This window comes from Anaerococcus porci (assembly GCF_009696575.1).
Lineage (GTDB): Bacteria > Bacillota > Clostridia > Tissierellales > Peptoniphilaceae > Anaerococcus > Anaerococcus porci.
The window spans coordinates 1-16,385 of the sequence record NZ_VULQ01000017.1 but is presented as its reverse complement, the minus strand read 5'-3'; the positions used below and the strand labels follow the sequence as shown (position 1 = coordinate 16,385).

The 16,385-nt window shown below is 26.8% G+C and carries 16 protein-coding genes and 1 pseudogene; 12 read left to right on the top strand and 5 right to left on the bottom strand.

All coding sequences use genetic code 11. The features are described 5' to 3' along the window. Positions 1-111: 111 nt before the first annotated feature. Together radA and FYJ26_RS09840 are read right to left on the bottom strand one after the other, a co-directional pair. Positions 112-1,488 (bottom strand): DNA repair protein RadA, encoded by a 1,377-nt coding sequence (gene radA, locus FYJ26_RS09845; RefSeq protein WP_154541960.1) that lies wholly within the window; start codon positions 1,486-1,488, stop codon positions 112-114. Further along, positions 1,481-2,791: a glutamate-cysteine ligase family protein gene (locus tag FYJ26_RS09840; protein ID WP_154541958.1), complete on the bottom strand. Its 1,311-nt coding sequence runs from the start codon at positions 2,789-2,791 to the stop codon at positions 1,481-1,483. Before FYJ26_RS09840 ends, radA begins: the two co-directional genes overlap by 8 nt. A gap of 158 nt (positions 2,792-2,949) precedes the next feature. Here FYJ26_RS09840 and FYJ26_RS09835 point away from each other — a divergent pair, with 158 nt between their 5' ends. From FYJ26_RS09835 to FYJ26_RS09820, 4 genes are all read left to right on the top strand, one after another. Then, positions 2,950-3,699: a hypothetical protein gene (locus FYJ26_RS09835; protein WP_154541956.1), complete on the top strand. Its 750-nt coding sequence runs from the start codon at positions 2,950-2,952 to the stop codon at positions 3,697-3,699. A gap of 9 nt (positions 3,700-3,708) precedes the next feature. Further along, complete coding sequence (locus tag FYJ26_RS09830) at positions 3,709-4,473, top strand: hypothetical protein (RefSeq protein ID WP_154541955.1); 765 nt, start codon at positions 3,709-3,711, stop codon at positions 4,471-4,473. 1 nt (position 4,474) lies between these two features. Then, positions 4,475-4,924 (top strand): methylated-DNA--[protein]-cysteine S-methyltransferase, encoded by a 450-nt coding sequence (locus FYJ26_RS09825; protein WP_154541954.1) that lies wholly within the window; start codon positions 4,475-4,477, stop codon positions 4,922-4,924. 368 nt (positions 4,925-5,292) lie between these two features. After that, positions 5,293-5,736, top strand: coding sequence for a hypothetical protein (locus tag FYJ26_RS09820; protein ID WP_154541953.1), 444 nt, complete (start codon positions 5,293-5,295; stop codon positions 5,734-5,736). Between the two features lie 45 nt (positions 5,737-5,781). Here the strand turns inward: FYJ26_RS09820 and FYJ26_RS09815 are convergent, their stop codons facing one another. Next, a complete protein-coding gene (locus FYJ26_RS09815; protein ID WP_154541952.1) occupies positions 5,782-5,946 on the bottom strand; it encodes a hypothetical protein in 165 nt (54 codons plus the stop codon). Positions 5,947-6,305: 359 nt separating this feature from the next. Here FYJ26_RS09815 and FYJ26_RS09810 point away from each other — a divergent pair, with 359 nt between their 5' ends. Genes FYJ26_RS09810 through FYJ26_RS09795 form a run of 4 tightly spaced genes read left to right on the top strand, consistent with a single transcriptional unit; the run spans position 6,306 to position 9,875 of the window. Beyond that, complete coding sequence (locus FYJ26_RS09810; protein ID WP_154541951.1) at positions 6,306-7,010, top strand: ZinT/AdcA family metal-binding protein; 705 nt, start codon at positions 6,306-6,308, stop codon at positions 7,008-7,010. Positions 7,011-7,064: 54 nt separating this feature from the next. Further along, complete coding sequence (locus FYJ26_RS09805; protein ID WP_154541950.1) at positions 7,065-8,405, top strand: metal ABC transporter substrate-binding protein; 1,341 nt, start codon at positions 7,065-7,067, stop codon at positions 8,403-8,405. Continuing rightward, positions 8,386-9,057 carry a metal ABC transporter ATP-binding protein gene (locus FYJ26_RS09800; protein WP_154541949.1) on the top strand — a complete coding sequence of 224 codons (672 nt, stop codon included), beginning with the start codon at positions 8,386-8,388 and terminating at the stop codon, positions 9,055-9,057. Before FYJ26_RS09805 ends, FYJ26_RS09800 begins: the two co-directional genes overlap by 20 nt. Next, positions 9,051-9,875: a metal ABC transporter permease gene (locus tag FYJ26_RS09795; protein WP_154541948.1), complete on the top strand. Its 825-nt coding sequence runs from the start codon at positions 9,051-9,053 to the stop codon at positions 9,873-9,875. The genes FYJ26_RS09800 and FYJ26_RS09795 overlap by 7 nt, the downstream gene beginning before the upstream one ends. Positions 9,876-10,189: 314 nt before the next feature. Here FYJ26_RS09795 and FYJ26_RS10840 read toward each other — a convergent pair whose 3' ends face one another. Further along, positions 10,190-10,375, bottom strand: coding sequence for a hypothetical protein (locus FYJ26_RS10840; RefSeq protein ID WP_195837858.1), 186 nt, complete (start codon positions 10,373-10,375; stop codon positions 10,190-10,192). Positions 10,376-10,714: 339 nt separating this feature from the next. Here FYJ26_RS10840 and FYJ26_RS09790 point away from each other — a divergent pair, with 339 nt between their 5' ends. The 4 genes from FYJ26_RS09790 (at position 10,715) to FYJ26_RS11380 (ending at position 15,727) form a co-directional block, all read left to right on the top strand. Continuing rightward, complete coding sequence (locus FYJ26_RS09790; protein ID WP_154541947.1) at positions 10,715-11,902, top strand: radical SAM/SPASM domain-containing protein; 1,188 nt, start codon at positions 10,715-10,717, stop codon at positions 11,900-11,902. After that, complete coding sequence (locus FYJ26_RS09785) at positions 11,899-13,350, top strand: YcaO-like family protein (RefSeq protein ID WP_154541946.1); 1,452 nt, start codon at positions 11,899-11,901, stop codon at positions 13,348-13,350. Before FYJ26_RS09790 ends, FYJ26_RS09785 begins: the two co-directional genes overlap by 4 nt. 135 nt (positions 13,351-13,485) lie before the next feature. Continuing rightward, the gene (locus FYJ26_RS09780; protein ID WP_229771250.1) at positions 13,486-14,208 is read left to right on the top strand and encodes a S41 family peptidase; all 723 of its coding nucleotides are present in this window, start codon (positions 13,486-13,488) and stop codon (positions 14,206-14,208) included. After that, positions 14,192-15,727, top strand: coding sequence for an ATP-binding cassette domain-containing protein (locus tag FYJ26_RS11380; RefSeq protein ID WP_154541943.1), 1,536 nt, complete (start codon positions 14,192-14,194; stop codon positions 15,725-15,727). Before FYJ26_RS09780 ends, FYJ26_RS11380 begins: the two co-directional genes overlap by 17 nt. 368 nt (positions 15,728-16,095) lie before the next feature. Here FYJ26_RS11380 and FYJ26_RS09770 read toward each other — a convergent pair. Then, a pseudogene (locus FYJ26_RS09770) lies at positions 16,096-16,385 on the bottom strand (transposase); the annotation flags it as partial.

The window sequence follows — 16,385 nt, the reverse complement described above, 5'->3', positions numbered from 1 at the left end:
TCTTATCTCCTTTATAATTATCTTTAAGTTAAGTACTTTCATAAAAATTATACTATATTTTTATTTTTAATACAATAAAAGAGGCTATTTTACGCCATTATTTTACAAATATTAGGAAAAAATATCTCCTATAACTTCTCTAATATTTTTCATATCTTTTATCTCTAAAGTTTTAAAATCTTTCTTATCAACTGAATTTCTTGCAATATATGCTCTTTTATAGCCCAATCTTTCAAGCTCTTTTAACCTAGACCTTATTTGAGGAACTTTTTTAAGCTCTCCTGTAAGACCAACCTCAGCTATAAAGACTGTCTTATTGTCTATAGGTTTTTTAAGATAAGATGATGCAATTGAAACCATTATAGCAAGGTTTACTGATTGCTCTCTTAATTTAAGTCCTCCTGTTGCCTTTATTATTACATTTTCATCAAAAAGATTTATTCCTGCTCTTTCTTGTAAGATTGAAATTAGGGTATTAAGCTGATCTTTCCTAAGACTATCTCCTATCCTTTGTGGATATGGCATAAAAGACTTTGAAACTAAAGATTCTATTTCAACTTCAAGAAGCCTCGTACCCTCTTTCATAACTGAAATTGCAGAACCTTCTATAGATTCATCTCTTTCTGTTATAAAATATTCTGATGGGTTTGTTATCTCTATTAGGCCTTCTTCTTGCATCGAAAAAAGTCCAACTTCACCAGTTGGTCCAAACCTATTTTTAGTTGCAGTAAGCATCCTTAAGTCCTCTTCGCTTTCTCCATCAAGAACTAATACTGTATCAACCAAATGTTCAAGTGTTCTTAAACCAGCCATCTCACCTGTTTTGTTCATATGTCCTACCATTATAAAAGCCCTTTTATTTTCGGGATTTTTGGCAATTTCTACACACTTATTGGCACACTCTACGCTTTGAGTAGGAGAACCTTGTTTATTGTCAAACTCAGCCAAGGCGAAAGTTTGAATAGAATCTAGGATAATAATTTGAACATCTCTTTTTTCAATCTCCCTTATAGCAAGATCCATAGAGTTTGTAGATAAAATCCAAATATTTTTGGAGATATCTCCTATTATCCTATCCGCCCTTGATTTAATTTGACTTTCAGATTCCTCTCCTGATATATACATAACCCTTATTCCCTTTTTGGCAAAAGATGCTGAAAGTTGCAATAAAAGGGTTGATTTACCAGCACCTGGCCTTGCTGTAAGAATTGATACAGAATCTTTTACAAGACCACCACCTATTGCCCTGTCAAACTCATCATAGGATGATTTTATCCTTTCAGATTCGTCTACCCTTATATCAGATAAAAGCCTTGCCTGATTCGAATCATCAAGGGTTAAGGAAGTATTTTTAGCTTTTTGACTTTCTTTTGTAACAGTCTTTTCTATAAGACTTCCCCACTTGCCACACTCAGGACACTTTCCTGCCCATACATTTTGAACATGGCCACAGTTTTTACATTCATAAGCTTTTTTAAGCTTAGGCATCAATATCTCCTAATCTGTAATTTACAGAAAATCTTTCTACTGCCTTTTTTGGATCTTCATCATATATTTTTTTAAACTTATCTCTTAGACTTTCTTTTTCATCCACTAAATTTTTAATACAATCAAGGTAAGATTTTTCATCATCTGAAAGTCCATTTGAGGCTAAAGCTATTAGGTAATCTAGCCATTCATAAACCTTTTTACCATCATATTTCGCAAAAAATCCCTTATATTTTGTATCTTTTTTAAGTTTTTCACACTTTGTATAGGTCATATTTGAAAATTCTTCTCTTAACTTATTTAAATTTTCTTCATTGTAAAAAAGTCCTTTCATTAAGGCTGCAAATGAAAGATTATATGGGTAAGGCACAGCATCTGGCATCCTTATTTCTATATATCTTTTGGTTCTTACATCTGGAAATACTATGGATAAGGCATGAAATATCATCTTATCTGATGAATCTTCATCTAATATTTCAGAAAACTTAGTAGCACCCTTGTATATATCTTCTCCATCCTTATTAATAAAGATAATATCTGTATTTAAAATCTTATCTGCATATTTTCCATATGATAAGTCATCATCAAAGGCAAAGTCATAGACTCCTGTCCTTTGTGGATCACAATATTCCCATATTTGTTGGCGAAGGTTTCTATATTTATAAGCTTTGCCTTCAAATATATAAGAATTATCATAAAGAGTATACATAAATGAAGATAGCGCATTTGCTACGAAAAATTTCTTTTTAAAATCTTCTTCATCAGAAAAGTCAATGGCTGTTTGGACACTAGCAGACCCTCTCATCATATTTATTGAAGTCTTTCCTCCATATTTTAAAAAGTATTCTTGCATATACCTATACCTATCCTTAGGTATTATATTTAAATCTCTTACCTTAGTTTTTGGATGATAGCCTAAAGTTAAAAGATATTGACCCTTTTGTTCATATATAGGGATAATATCTTTCATTATTTTTTTATAAGATTCATCCAAATCTTTTAGACTTTTCTTTGCATCTATAGCAAGTTCAAATTGACCTGCTGGCTCAAGGTTAATAGCAACATCATCATGTCTTAGTCCTAGTATATAACCTTCTTCCTCGCTTTCTACACTAAAGCCCATATCTTTTAGTCTTTTTAAGGTATCCCCTACTCCCTTATCACCAAAATAATCATAAGAGTCAAGACTTTCCTTATCTATAGTAAAATGTTCCATTTCTAGACCAGTTTTATACTCATCTTTTCCTTTTTCTCCCTTTTTAATATAGGAGATTATTAAATCTCTTTTTTCATAATAATTCATGGTCTTATCCTCCAAAATCCTTATAAACTACTAACTATAATTATACCCAAACTATTTCAATAATTAATTATTTTATCAATTTTCCTATAATTTTAAAGATATTTGTAAAAATCTCACATAAGCCTTAAAATATAAGAAAGAAATAAAAGGAGTGACTTATGAGAAAGAAATTACTCACAATCCTTTTTTTAGGGCTTGTTCTGAGCTCTTGTAAGGGGAATAAAAACAAAATAGATAATGATTCTTCTATTGAAGTTAAGAATGATATTTCTAGCAAGAAAGATATAAAAAATAGGTTAAAAACTGATAAAAAAGATATCAATGATAGATTAGTATCTAATAAGGATGAAAAACAAGATAAAAAAGTTAAAAGTGATATAAAAAGAAATGGTCAATACCAAGATATATATGATAGGCTAAAGGGTGTAAAATTCAATATAAAAGGTGGGTCTATGGTAGAAGCTCTTTACTTTTATAGGGATGGATACTTTGATGGCGTAGAAAAGGGTGGAAATGGTGGACACGTATCAATCGCTCTTTATAATGGAAAGTTTGATATTACAAAAAAACTATCAGATACTTCTTACAACCTAACTCTTCAAAGACTAGATTCTGATATAAATGTGGGAGAAGAAAAAAATATTAAAATAAATGGCTATGATAACACCTTCCACTATACTGATTCTATAGCTATGCCAAAAGAAGATGTAGGAAGTGATTATACTCTCTATCTACCTGAAACAAAATATTCTGATTTGAGTGAAGATGCCATTAGTTTTATAAAAATGATGAGAAGAGAAAACTCTGAAACAAAGTTTGATTCAAACGAAAAAATAGGAGTTTTTCTAATAGGACATAAACTTAATGATAAACCAGGTTCTACTTACTTTTTAGAATTTGAGAAATAGGAGCTAATAATGAAACATAAAAAATTATTAATAACAAGTCTTCTTTTACTAGTACCTTTTATTTCAAAGGCTAGTAAATTAGAAGATATAAAAGATATAAGAGGAGAAAAAAACTACTTCCAAGACCTTATGCTTGATAATATCAATATGCATATAGATATAAGTGAGTTTAAAAAATATGGGATAGATCCTAAGGAATATGGGATAAATATAGACACTAACAATAATATCTATATTGATGCCAATGATAAAGGGGATGAAAATTCTAATAAAACACCTGCTATTATAAAAGAACTAGACCAAAAGAAATTCATCCTAAGCTCTGGGACAGGTGACTGGTCAACAGAACTTATATTTACAGACAATAAAGGAAATTTTACCATAAAATATTTAGACGATGATGCTAGTGTAAGGTATATTTCAGAAGGAAAGGGTAGATTTAGCCTAGATAAAAAAGTAAATGATACAACTTATATTCTTAACTTGGAAGATTTTAAAGTAACCAGCCCTACTGGAGAAGTTGATTCTAAAGCGGATAAAAAAATCGAGTATTATAAAATGCCTCATGGTCTAGAAGCAAAAGATAATGATGATAAGCTAAGTAAAAAATTTACCCTATATCTTCCAAAAAGAAAAAGAAGTGAAATGAGTAATCAAGTAAATGAATGGATAAATCGTCGTGGAGGACATAAGTATATAGATGATTATGAATCTAGAATATTTATTCTTGTAAACAATGATTCAATTTTTCCTTTCTTAGAGGATGTAAAGTAAAATGAGAGCCTACTATAAAAAAGATGACCTTATTTTTGAAATAGGATATGAGGATATAGTTAATGAGATAAAATTAGTAGAAAAGGTTGAAAAAGACAACAAACCCTCCCTTGTATCTGACTATGCCTTTAGGGAAATCACCCTTTATCTTGATGGAAAATTAAAAAAATTTTCCTTTCCTATAAAACTTAAGGGGACTGATTTTCAAAAAAGAGTTTGGGAAAAACTTTTAGAAATTCCCTATGGAAAAACTATAACCTACAAAGAAATAGGGCAGTCTTTAGACTCTAAAGCCTATAGGGCTATAGGTTCTGCTTGTGGCAAAAATCCACTTGTAATAAGAGTACCCTGCCACAGGGTTCTTTCTCAAAAAGGACTTGGAGGATATCTTTACGGACTTGATTTAAAAAGAAAATTACTCAAATTAGAAAATAAAAACTTTTATATATAACGAATCTTTAGATAAAAATATAAGCGATAATGCATCCAATATCAGAATAAAAAAACAAAAAATTGTTATAGAATGGCATTATTCGTGATAGTGGTTTGATAATATTGGACGAAGTAACTAGTAATATAAATTAAGGAAAGAATAAAGATAAAACTTAGATATTTAAGTTCGGAAAACCAAATGCAGTATAGCTACAATTTTCTCCTATAGAAAGATATTTAGGATATAAAAAAACAAATACAAATATTTCTAAATATCTCTGATAAAAAGTCCAACTTTTTGTGGTCACTTTATATCGCTTTTAACTTATAAGGCTTTTATTATATAGTAAATATAAATAAAAAGTATTAAAGATTAGAGGAGTTCTTATGAAATATATAATTATTTGTCTTTTGATTTTTGGTATTATTTACCTTATGAAGATAAGAAAAAAGATTGAATTATTAGCCTTTTCAAGGTATATATTTTCTATTATAAGCCTGGGACTTTTTCTAATCTTACTTTTGATAATCTATAAATATTCTCCTACATTCATAGATTTTTTAATAGTAAGTTTAATATCCATACTTTTTCAATTGAATATAAAACTTCAAGGCCTCAGTTCTGGTGGACTTTATGTGATAAAGGGATCACCCTTTCTTAGTCAATTTATAGAATACAGGGATATTAAAAATTTTGAAATAATTGATAAAAAATCCTATCTTATTTTAAGAATAAGGGCTTACGGAACTTATTTTGATTTAAATTTTAAAAAAGATGAGCTAGAGAAAATAAAAAACTTTATGTCTAAAGTAAAAGACTTGGAGAGTTAAGCTTCCAAACCTTTTTTAATTATCTTCAAACTAAATCCATTAATCTTAATCCTTATATTTTCTCAAAAATATGAAAGATGCAAAAACTGGTATTAAAGGAAGAAAGACAAGTTCTCTATTTTTACCTACTTTTGCAAGATAAAACCATAAAAATATGGCTAATATTACAAATAATATATTTAAAGATCTAAAAATTTTTCTATTCTCCATATCTCCTCCTTAGTTTTTAAATATACTTTTATTCCTTTATATTTAGCTATTTAAATATATATTAACACTTGATTTTATAATAACACATACTTATACACTTTTAAATTATCAAAAAAATAATTTTTCACTATTATTTCAAAATAAATTATTAATATTAGCTCTTATATTATAAGTATTTAAATAATTTTGTTATTTTAATTTGCTTTTATCTTTATCTAAATATAAAAATTAATTAAAAATTAATTTTTATATGATAATGCAAATCATTATTGACAATTATCTTTTTCCTTGGTAATATAGTCTTGAACATAACAATTGCATTTGTTAACTATATATTATTTTTAAAAAGGAGAAAATTTATGAACAATAAAAAGAAGTTTGCTCTTATAGCAGCCTTATCTTTAGGTCTTGTTATGACTGCATGTCAAAATAATACAAGTAAGGATAATCCTTCAAATGAACCTTCTGTTACACAAAGCTCTAAAAAAGAAGATAAATCAAGTACATCAAAGGAAGATAATAAAAGTAATAAAGATAAAGATGAAAAAGAAGGTGAAAAGAAAACAGAAGTATCTCTATCAGACTGGGAGGGCGAATGGAATGATATGGGGGGATATCTTGACAAGAAAGAAATCCAACCAGCTTTCAAAACTTTAGCTGAAAATGAAAAAATCGATGAAAATGGAGCGAAGGAAAACTATCTTAAAAAAAGACACTGTGACTTTGGTGGACTTAGAATTAAGGGAGATGAAGTAGAATTTTTAAATGATTTTCCTGACAAGAACCCTGAGCTTAAAGGAAAAGGCGTTTATAAGTTCGTAGGAAAACAAGAAGTAGAACATGGTGGATACAAGATGGAATGGGATATTTTTGAAGCAAAAAATGAAGATGCTCCTTACAAATACCTTCTTATGATGCCAATTCACGGTGAAGAAAGTCTAACCCATTTCCACATGAGATATGGTGATGACAAAGACAAACTATTACAAGAAGAAGGCTGGTATCCAACTTTTGTTAAACCAAGTACAACAGACCAACAAATAATAGATGAAATTACAGAATAATATGTAAAAGCTGTTGGATCTAATTTCCAACAGCTCTTTTTCTAAGGAGATAAAATGAAAAAAAGAAATATATTTGCTCTTTTATTTATATTTCTTCTTATAGCTAGTGGATGTGGTAAAAATTCTAATAAAAAAACTGATAAGCCTTTGATTTATACTTCTTTTTATCCAGTAAATAATATGACTGAGATGATTGTAGGAGATACTGCAGAGGTCAAATCATTTATGCCACTTGATAAACAACCTCATCTTTGGGAACCTAGTCCAAGGGATATGAAAAAGCTTGCCAAATGTGATCTTTTAGTTGTAAATGGAGCCAATATGGAAGCTTGGGTTGATAAGGTTAGAGAGAACTTACCTAATCTTGATATCCTAACCCTATCTGATTCCGCAGAACTTATAACTTATAAGGGTGCTGCAAGTATTGGAGATTTCCAATATATGGCAAGAATTGATTTAGATAAGGGTAAAAATAAGATTGACTTTGGTCATACTCATGAGGATATGATGAGAGTTGCCTTTATAAAAGACGAAGGGATTACTGGTGAAGATTTAATCAAAAAATGTAAGGAAGTAATGAGCCAGAAAGGTGAATTAATTCATCAAAAAGAAACCATAGACCTTGAAGAAGGAAAAGTATATGGACTTGAGATGGGACATGAATATGGAGAAATTTTCTTTAATGTTCCAAAATCTGGAAAGTGGATTTTTATATCAGATAGGATAACAGAAGACCTTCTTCCATACAATATTGTAGGAAGTGATGGAAAATTTTTAAAAGATGAAGGTAAGGAAGAATCTTTGATGGAGGGTTCTTCATCAGGATTTGATAAGATTACCTATGATCCCCACTCTTGGCTTTCAGTTGTAAATGCAAAAAAATATTTAAATGCTATAAATGAAAAGTTAATTGAAAAATATCCAGAAAATGAAAGAATTTATAGAAAAAACAAGCTAAAATACGTAGATCAATTAACTAACATTGAGGCTGAATATAAAGAAAAATTCTCAAATATCGATAAGGATAATAGAAACTTTTTAGTCCTTCATTATGCTTATGCTTATATAGCAAGAGACTTTGATCTTTTTCAATACCCACTTCAAGGACTAACAAGTCTTGAAAGTCCAAGTCTTAAGACTATAAAAAAGGCTATTCAGTTTTCAGAAGATAAAAATATTAATACAGTCTTTTATGAATATGGACAAAATCCAAAACAAGCAAAATCTCTAGCTGAAGAAATAGGAGCCGAAACATCTCCTTTGGCATCTATGGAATATGTAACCAAAGAGCAAGAAGAAAATAATTTAAATTACATTGACCTTATGAAGATGAACTTAGAAAATCTTTATAAGTCAATGTATAAGGAGAATAATAATGAAAGCTGTATCAATTAAAAACTTGTATTTTGCCTATAATGAAATCCCTGTTTTAAAAAATTGTAATTTAGAAGTTGGTATGGGTGATTTTACAATAATAATTGGTGGAAATGGATCTGGCAAATCAACACTTATAAAGCTTATGCTAGGAGAAATTAAAGCTTTGAAAGGATCTATTGAAATTTTAGGTAAAAGAATAGAAGACTACAAATCCTTTAGGGACATAGGCTATGTACCCCAAATAAATATTGTAAATAAGATTGCCTTTCCCATAACCTGCCTAGAACTTGTATCCTTAAACTTATATGAGGATTTCGGTTTTATAAAAATACCTAAGAAAGAACACTACAAAAAAGCTCGTGAAATTATCGAAAAGATGGGCATGGAAAAATATATAAATACGCCTGTAAACGAATTATCGGGTGGACTTGCCCAAAGAGCTATGATATGTAAGGCTATGATAAACGAACCTAAACTTCTAATCCTTGATGAACCTACTGCAGGAGTTGATAAGGATAGCAAAAAACATTTCTTTGAAACTGTAAATATTCTTTCAACAAAATTTAATATAAGCATAATAATGGTAACTCATGAACTAAAAGAAATGGAGAATTTAGACATAGATATGAAAACTTACGAAATGATAGAAGGGAGTCTTGTAAAATGTTAGAATTTGCCTTTATGAGAAAAGCCCTAATCTTAGGATTTTTATTATCTATAATGATTCCTATAATAGGAATAGTTATGGTTAATAGAAAAACATCAATGATAGGTGATGCCCTATCACATACTGCACTTGCTGGTGTTGGTATGGGACTTATACTTGGATTTGATCCTCTTTTAGGATCTGCAATAATATGTGTAATTGCAGCTTTTTTAATAGAATTAATTAGAAAGAAATTCCCCCAATATGGTGATATGGCAACGGCAGTCATCATGAGTACAGGTCTTGGAATCGCAGCCATACTTTCAGACTTTGCCCCAGGTGGTAACTCTTTTGAATCCTACCTATTTGGTTCAATATCATCTGTTACAACAATGGATATTATAAATACATCTATTGTTTTTGTCTTGGTCCTTGCACTTTCTATATCAAGATACTCATCCCTACTTGCCATAGCTATAGATCCAAATACCGCAAGACTTTCAGGAGTTAAGGTAAAATCCTTAGACTTTGTCTTTACTTTCCTAGCCGCAATAACTATTGCTTTATCTGTAAAGGTTATAGGCGCTTTGATGGTAACAAGTCTTATAGTCCTTCCAGTTGCAACAAGTCTAATAGTTGCAAAATCTTATAAGGCAACATTTTTTATAACTATCACCCTTGGTGTTATTTATATGATGCTAGGTTTAATACTTTCCTATCAATTTGATATAAAACCAGGTGGAGCCATAGTTGTAAATGCAATAGTTGGTATGCTACTTTTTGCTTCCTATAAAAAATTAAAAAAGAAAAGTCAAAACAATAAAACTCAACAAAGTGTATAAATAAAATTGCTCCTGAACTCATCCCCCCTTTTAAAGATTCAGGAGCAATTTTATTTAAATGGACTTTAACTTTTTATTTAAATTTCTATTAATTTTCCTAATTTTCTTATATTCAGTTAACATATTGTAAAAAGTAGCTTTTCTAAGTCTAAATTCTTTGATAAAGTCTTTTTATCTTATCTCACCCCTATCTCTTTTTTCATAAAGTATGTCCCGATTTTCTAGAAGTTCTATCTTATTTCTTCTGAAATTTAATTTTGGATTGTGTGGACTTTTGCTTATATTAGATAAATCTATCCCATCTAAGTATAAATTTATTTTCTATAAAATATAGAAAGTTTAATAGTTCTGTCCTTGTCATTATTTATCAAATTTTTAATATTTTTTATTATGAGAATATAATCATAAGTCATTTCTTCTATCATCTCATTTAAATAGGTAAAAGTTTTCTCATTTTCAACTATTGAAAACACTATACCATTTTTATTTATATTTGACAATTTAAAACAATTTTGATATATATATATATATTACTGCATTAAAGTAGAAAATATAAATAAAGAATTAAAGTCAATAAATGTTAATGATTTATAATATGAAAACGAATTTAAATTAGATGATATTTTAGCGTTTGAACCTGATTTCGATTTAACTAAAGAATTAGAAGCATGCCAATGCCTTTGTGGCTTACAAGCATGATCAGGATCTGGTGGTGGAGGAGGAAGCATAATAGGAATTAAATAAAACTAAATAAATACTTATAAAACTATATACTGAATTAATTTTCAGCAGTAATATAACAATTCAGTATATAGTTTCTATAATTTAAAGGAGATATTATGAAATTATTTATAAATGATTTTATTGAAATTAATAAAAATAAAAATATACATTTAATTTATTCACCCAATCATCATAAATTTTTGTATGTTAGTTCTAGCTTATTGAATATACTCGAAAATTTAACTAAAAAATATTCAAATAAAGAAATTAACATGAACAATAAGTATATCACTCAAATAAAAAGTACTTCAGCATTTGAAAAATTATATAATTCTGGAATAATTTATAAAGATAAAAATAAATACTTAAAGAAGCAAATATCTTTAAAAGAAATTTACCTACATCTAACACATAATTGTAATCTAAATTGTACATATTGTTATGACAAAAATAACTTCTCTAATAAATATTTAGATAAAACAGTAATGAGCTCCATAATAGAGTTTATAAAATCAAATAAAGTTGAAAGGGTTGTTTTAACTGGTGGTGAACCTCTTTTACACCCTAATGTAGAGAAAATAATAAATATATTAAAAGATAACAAAATTACTGTTCATTTATTAACAAACGGAACTTTAATACATAAATATGTTAGTGTAATAGATAAAGTTGATTTGATTATAATAAGCTTAGATTCAGATAAATCCATAAATAGAGTTGGATTGAATGGCATTAAATTAATTAATACTATTAACGCTTTACCAACAAAAATAAAAAATAAAATTTTATTAAGATCTGTAATAAGTAAAGGTGAAGAAAACAATATCAAAACAAATAGAATATTAAGTGAGAATGTAGGTGTTTCATTTACTTGGATTCCCCGCATACCTAATAATATAGGCGAAATTAAATATTATCCATCAACTAATAATATTGAAAATATTGACACCTTCGAGGGAACTCAAGTTTTATCAAACTGTGGAGCTTGCTCAAATGTAATTGCTATAGATCCTAACGGAGATATATATCCATGTCAAAATTTAATAGATCCAAATATGAAAATATGTAATATCTTAGATAAGAATATTAATAATGTTTATAAAGAGAGTAAAGTGGTCAATTCCTTTCTAGATTTAAATGTTAATTTTATAAATAAATGTAATAATTGTAATATTAAATATTTCTGCGGATCAGGTTGTCGTGCTATATCATATAGGGTATACGGAAGTATTTATGATAATATTGATTTTATGTGTACATTTCTAAAAATACTAACTAAAGCTAAAGTTAAGGAATACAAATGAAAAATAATAAATTCAAAGATAAAGATTTTTATGAAACTAATAATAATATAGATAAAATTTTCAGATGTCTTAAATTAAAATATAAGATTAATTTTTCAAAGGATAGATGTATTTCTTATTCTAACCAAGTCCTATGTAGAGATATCGGTCTAATAAGTAATGGGAAAGGCGAATCAAAAATTGATGCCATTTGTAGTGGAAAGTCCGAAATGTTAGAAAGAATTATGAATTATTCTTTTATAAGAATTAATTCTGATGTCTTATTAAAACAGCATATAATACCTAAAAAATATAAAAAAAGAACATTTGATGAGTTGAAATCTGATATATATACTTTTCTTATTTTAGAAGATAAGTTTGAAACTAAATTATATAATTTAATTATTGAAACTTGTAAGGAGTATTATAAAAATTCATACATATCTGTTCCTTTTTTTAATACTAAAACAAAACAGCTTATTTATATTCCAACATTCATATTAGATTTCTTTTTAGGCACAAATGGTATGGCTGCTGGAAATACTTATTATGAGGCTTATGTTCAAGCATATTCTGAAATTAGAGAAAGATTATTCATAAAAAATATATTATCAAAAAAATGTAATCTAGTGTGTTACTCTTTAGACTACATAAATAATAATCTATTAATTAATTTAAAAAATTTTTTTAAAGGTGATATTTATATTTTTAAATGGGATGATAATAATTATATTAAATCTTTATGTATTTTACTTATTTATAAAGGAAAATATCGAATTAAATTTGGAAGTCATTTTGATTTTGATACTGCTTTAGAAAGATGTATAACAGAATTACTTCAAGGCAGTACACTATATGACGAATACAGTTGGTTTTCCATAAAAGATTTTAATACCATTAAAAATAATTTTTTAGGATTTTTTACAGGAAATATTAGCAGAGTAAATAATAACTTCTTTTTAAATATTAAAAATTCCAAATTTTTTAAAAGAACTGAAAATTTAAATCTATATAATAATGAGGAAGTTGTTAAATTAATTGAGAGTAAAGAAAATAATGTATATATTTTCTCTAATTACTTAATGGATATTAAAAGTTTACAGATTTACATACCAAAACTTTCTTTGATAGATAATCTAAATACTGAAACAATAAATAATATTCTAATTAAAATAAAAGCTAGTAATTTAATCTATAGCAATAAAGAGAATGCTATTAAATATTTTCTCGATAAATTTGATGATAATACTACTTTAGATTTAATCGGATTTGATAAATGTACAATAGCTAAACAATATCTTAATAATATAAGTATACGAAAATTAAAATCCCTATGGATTAATGATTCGATAAATCATAAAAATTTTCATTTAAATTATTGTGTAATCTGTCCTGCAAAAAATACTAAACATTGTTTGGATTATAATAAAATTCAACTAGTAAAAGAAATGGATAAATATTCTGAATAGCATTAAAATTAAAAATTTAATAGGTAAAATATATATTAATAATTTTAATATAGAATCTGAAGATTTAATTACATTATTTTACTCAAATAAAGATAAATGGCTTCAAATATGTACTGGAATATATATCAATTACATATGATTGGAATAGAAATTATGCTTAAAAATAATAAATTAGTAATTTATGAAAACAATAATATAAACTATAAAATTATAGCTCCTGGAGATGAAGTACAATGTATAAATGATAATTTTAACTATTTATCTGATTTACTTTATAATAATTATAACACCTATAAATTAATACTTAAAGATAAAGCAAATATAACTTATTCAACATCTATTATGATGCCTAATATAATTAAAGCTACCAAAAAGAATATAATTGATGAGGATAATAATATTATATACTTATATAATTTTAACAATTCTGATCTAAGAGATATAAAATTATTTTTAGAAGTTAATAATAAAGATTATATAGTTTTAGATTTGAGTGATAATATGGGTGGTAAGTTGTATGATATATTTCCTTATTTATCTATTTTTTTAGAAAAGGATAGTTTAATAAGATTCTATTCAAAAGATAAAACTTACATTAAAAATATTTATGCCTATGATTATACTAAAAAAAGAAAAATAATTATAAAAGTAAATAATAATACTTCTAGCTCAGCAGAATTATTTATTAATACATTATGTGCTAATAATGATGACGTTATTATATATGGAGAGAAAACATCTAATAAAAATATATCACAGATTATTTATTCCTATAAGGGAATATCGTACAGTATACCAGTTTTACGATTTGATTTGAATTTAATAAATAAGAGAGGTAAAAGTGAAAAAAAATTATAAAAAATTTATACTAATAATAGCAATTTTAATAATCTTGCAATCTATTACAATGTTATTAGTACCCATACTCTTATCAATTTGGCAAGTTAAAGCTCTTAATAAGTATCAATTTACAATTATATTGATAACTTTATTGTTGTCTGTTATTGTTAATCTTTCATTAATTTATAAGAGAGAAAAGTTTGCTAAAGACTATAATGTTCTAAATTTTATGAATTTATTTTCTAAATTTATTGATTTAGATTACAAAGTATTGGTAAAGGAAGGATCAACTAATATTATTGAAAGAATTATAATGTGTGTGAATAGCTGGTATTCTTATATGACAGGAGATAATGTAAGAATTTTCTCTTCAATTATTACAATATTATTAATTTTACTTATGGTATTATTTACTAATTTTTATGTTTTCTTAATCTTGCTTTTAACTGTATTAATTAATGTATATAGCTATAGGCATATTAACAAAGTTTTAAAACATAGGTCTAAATATATGCAAGAAACAAGTTCTAAAGGATGGCAAAATGTACTTTCTATAATTAAAAATCCAGATTTTATAAAATCTCAATCTTCTTTTACTAAATTAAAAAACTTAGTTAAAAAACCAGTTCTTGATGTTTATTCATCCATATCCGATTTAAATATATATGCTCAATCAACATCAAACCTTATAGATTCATTTAATAATATTGTAAAAATATTAATAATGGTTTTTATACTATTCATATCTAGTGATAGTAATATAAAATCTAACATTTTATTTTTTACTATAATAACACCTTTGTTTTTTGGATCTCTATCTACTATAACAAGTATAAATTTATCTAAGGTAGATTTTAATACATCTAATGACTTTATTTCTTTTTTAGATAATAATAAAGAAAATAAAGAAGGCATTAAAATAGATAAAATAGATAAAATAAAAATCAAACTTAATTCTATAAAAATAAATGCTGATGTTAATATAGATTATAATATAAATGAAAATATAAAAAAAGGCGATATAGTGTGGATTAAAGGAAAAAGTGGTAAGGGAAAATCAACTATAGCAAAATCTTTAATAGGTATATTCGAGCCTGAAAATATATATTTAAATGGCATAGATATAAATAAAATTAATAAAAACGACCTGAGAAATTTAATTTCATATATACCTCAAGAAGCAAGTATATTTAATACTAGCCTCTTAAATAATCTTCTTATTGATGATCCTAGTAAAATCAAATTTACAGATAATTTTTTGCTAAGATCAATATTAAAATATAAATCACTAGACCAAGAAATAAGCGATAACGCTTCTAATATCTCAGGAGGAGAAAAGCAAAAAATTGCGCTAGCTAGGGCATTACAGGATAACAGCAATGTATTAATATTAGATGAGGTGACAAGTAATATAGATAAGAAATCCTCAAATGATATACTTGAAAGTATTATTAAACTATCAAATGATAAAATAATCTTTATAATAAGCCATGATAATTTAGATAATAAATTTTATAATAGGATTATTGAAATTTGATAAATTATAATAAAGAGCATTATAATCTTAATCCATCTATAACTCTTTATAATTGTTTGAAGTAAGATATTATAGCTTATATAGATAAAGGGAACTGCTTATTATTGCCGTTAAAGTAAGTTATGTAAAGTTTTATTAAAATAATATAAAGATAGCCATCCCATATGGGATGGCACTTTAGGGTCTGTAAATAGTTTTGTGTATCAACCTGACTCCTGATCAATGGGTAAGGGTTGATACAATTTTTTATGTATCAATATCTGTCCATTCCTATAGGATGGAGCTTATTTTAATTTTATACGAACTGAATAAACTGTCAAATTTTCATGAAAATTTCCAGCTGATTTTATAGTTTTTTTTACCTGTTTTTAAAACCTCCCTTCAAAAAATATTGATAATTGGGATAAGATTTGATCCCAGCCACTAATTCTACTTGTCCATTTGCTTGAGGCATATACCATTGCAAGGTACAAGCTTTTTTGTAGTGCGTAGTCATTTGGAAATATTGTTTTATTTTTGGTTACTTTTCTCAGTTGTCTATTGAAGTTTTCCATCACGTTTGTTGTATATATTAGTTTTCTTATTCCTTCTGGGTATTTGAAATATGTGAGAAGTTTAAGTCCAGTTATTTTTCCAAGAGCTTACACACATTGGGTAT

Bases quoted from the DNA above. Each gene is read 5' to 3' on its own strand.
- FYJ26_RS09800 (WP_154541949.1), top strand. From the start codon at position 8,386: ATGAAAGCTGTATCAATTAAAAACTTGTATTTTGCCTATAATGAAATC.
- FYJ26_RS09835 (WP_154541956.1), top strand. From the start codon at position 2,950: ATGAGAAAGAAATTACTCACAATCCTTTTTTTAGGGCTTGTTCTGAGC.
- FYJ26_RS09825 (WP_154541954.1), top strand. From the start codon at position 4,475: ATGAGAGCCTACTATAAAAAAGATGACCTTATTTTTGAAATAGGATAT.
- FYJ26_RS09810 (WP_154541951.1), top strand. From the start codon at position 6,306: ATGAACAATAAAAAGAAGTTTGCTCTTATAGCAGCCTTATCTTTAGGT.
- FYJ26_RS09785 (WP_154541946.1), top strand. From the start codon at position 11,899: ATGAAAAATAATAAATTCAAAGATAAAGATTTTTATGAAACTAATAAT.
- FYJ26_RS09815 (WP_154541952.1), bottom strand. From the start codon at position 5,946: ATGGAGAATAGAAAAATTTTTAGATCTTTAAATATATTATTTGTAATA.
- FYJ26_RS09820 (WP_154541953.1), top strand. From the start codon at position 5,293: ATGAAATATATAATTATTTGTCTTTTGATTTTTGGTATTATTTACCTT.
- FYJ26_RS09790 (WP_154541947.1), top strand. From the start codon at position 10,715: ATGAAATTATTTATAAATGATTTTATTGAAATTAATAAAAATAAAAAT.
- FYJ26_RS09805 (WP_154541950.1), top strand. From the start codon at position 7,065: ATGAAAAAAAGAAATATATTTGCTCTTTTATTTATATTTCTTCTTATA.
- radA (WP_154541960.1), bottom strand. From the start codon at position 1,488: ATGCCTAAGCTTAAAAAAGCTTATGAATGTAAAAACTGTGGCCATGTT.
- FYJ26_RS09840 (WP_154541958.1), bottom strand. From the start codon at position 2,791: ATGAATTATTATGAAAAAAGAGATTTAATAATCTCCTATATTAAAAAG.
- FYJ26_RS09795 (WP_154541948.1), top strand. From the start codon at position 9,051: ATGTTAGAATTTGCCTTTATGAGAAAAGCCCTAATCTTAGGATTTTTA.
- FYJ26_RS09830 (WP_154541955.1), top strand. From the start codon at position 3,709: ATGAAACATAAAAAATTATTAATAACAAGTCTTCTTTTACTAGTACCT.
- FYJ26_RS09780 (WP_229771250.1), top strand. From the start codon at position 13,486: ATGATTGGAATAGAAATTATGCTTAAAAATAATAAATTAGTAATTTAT.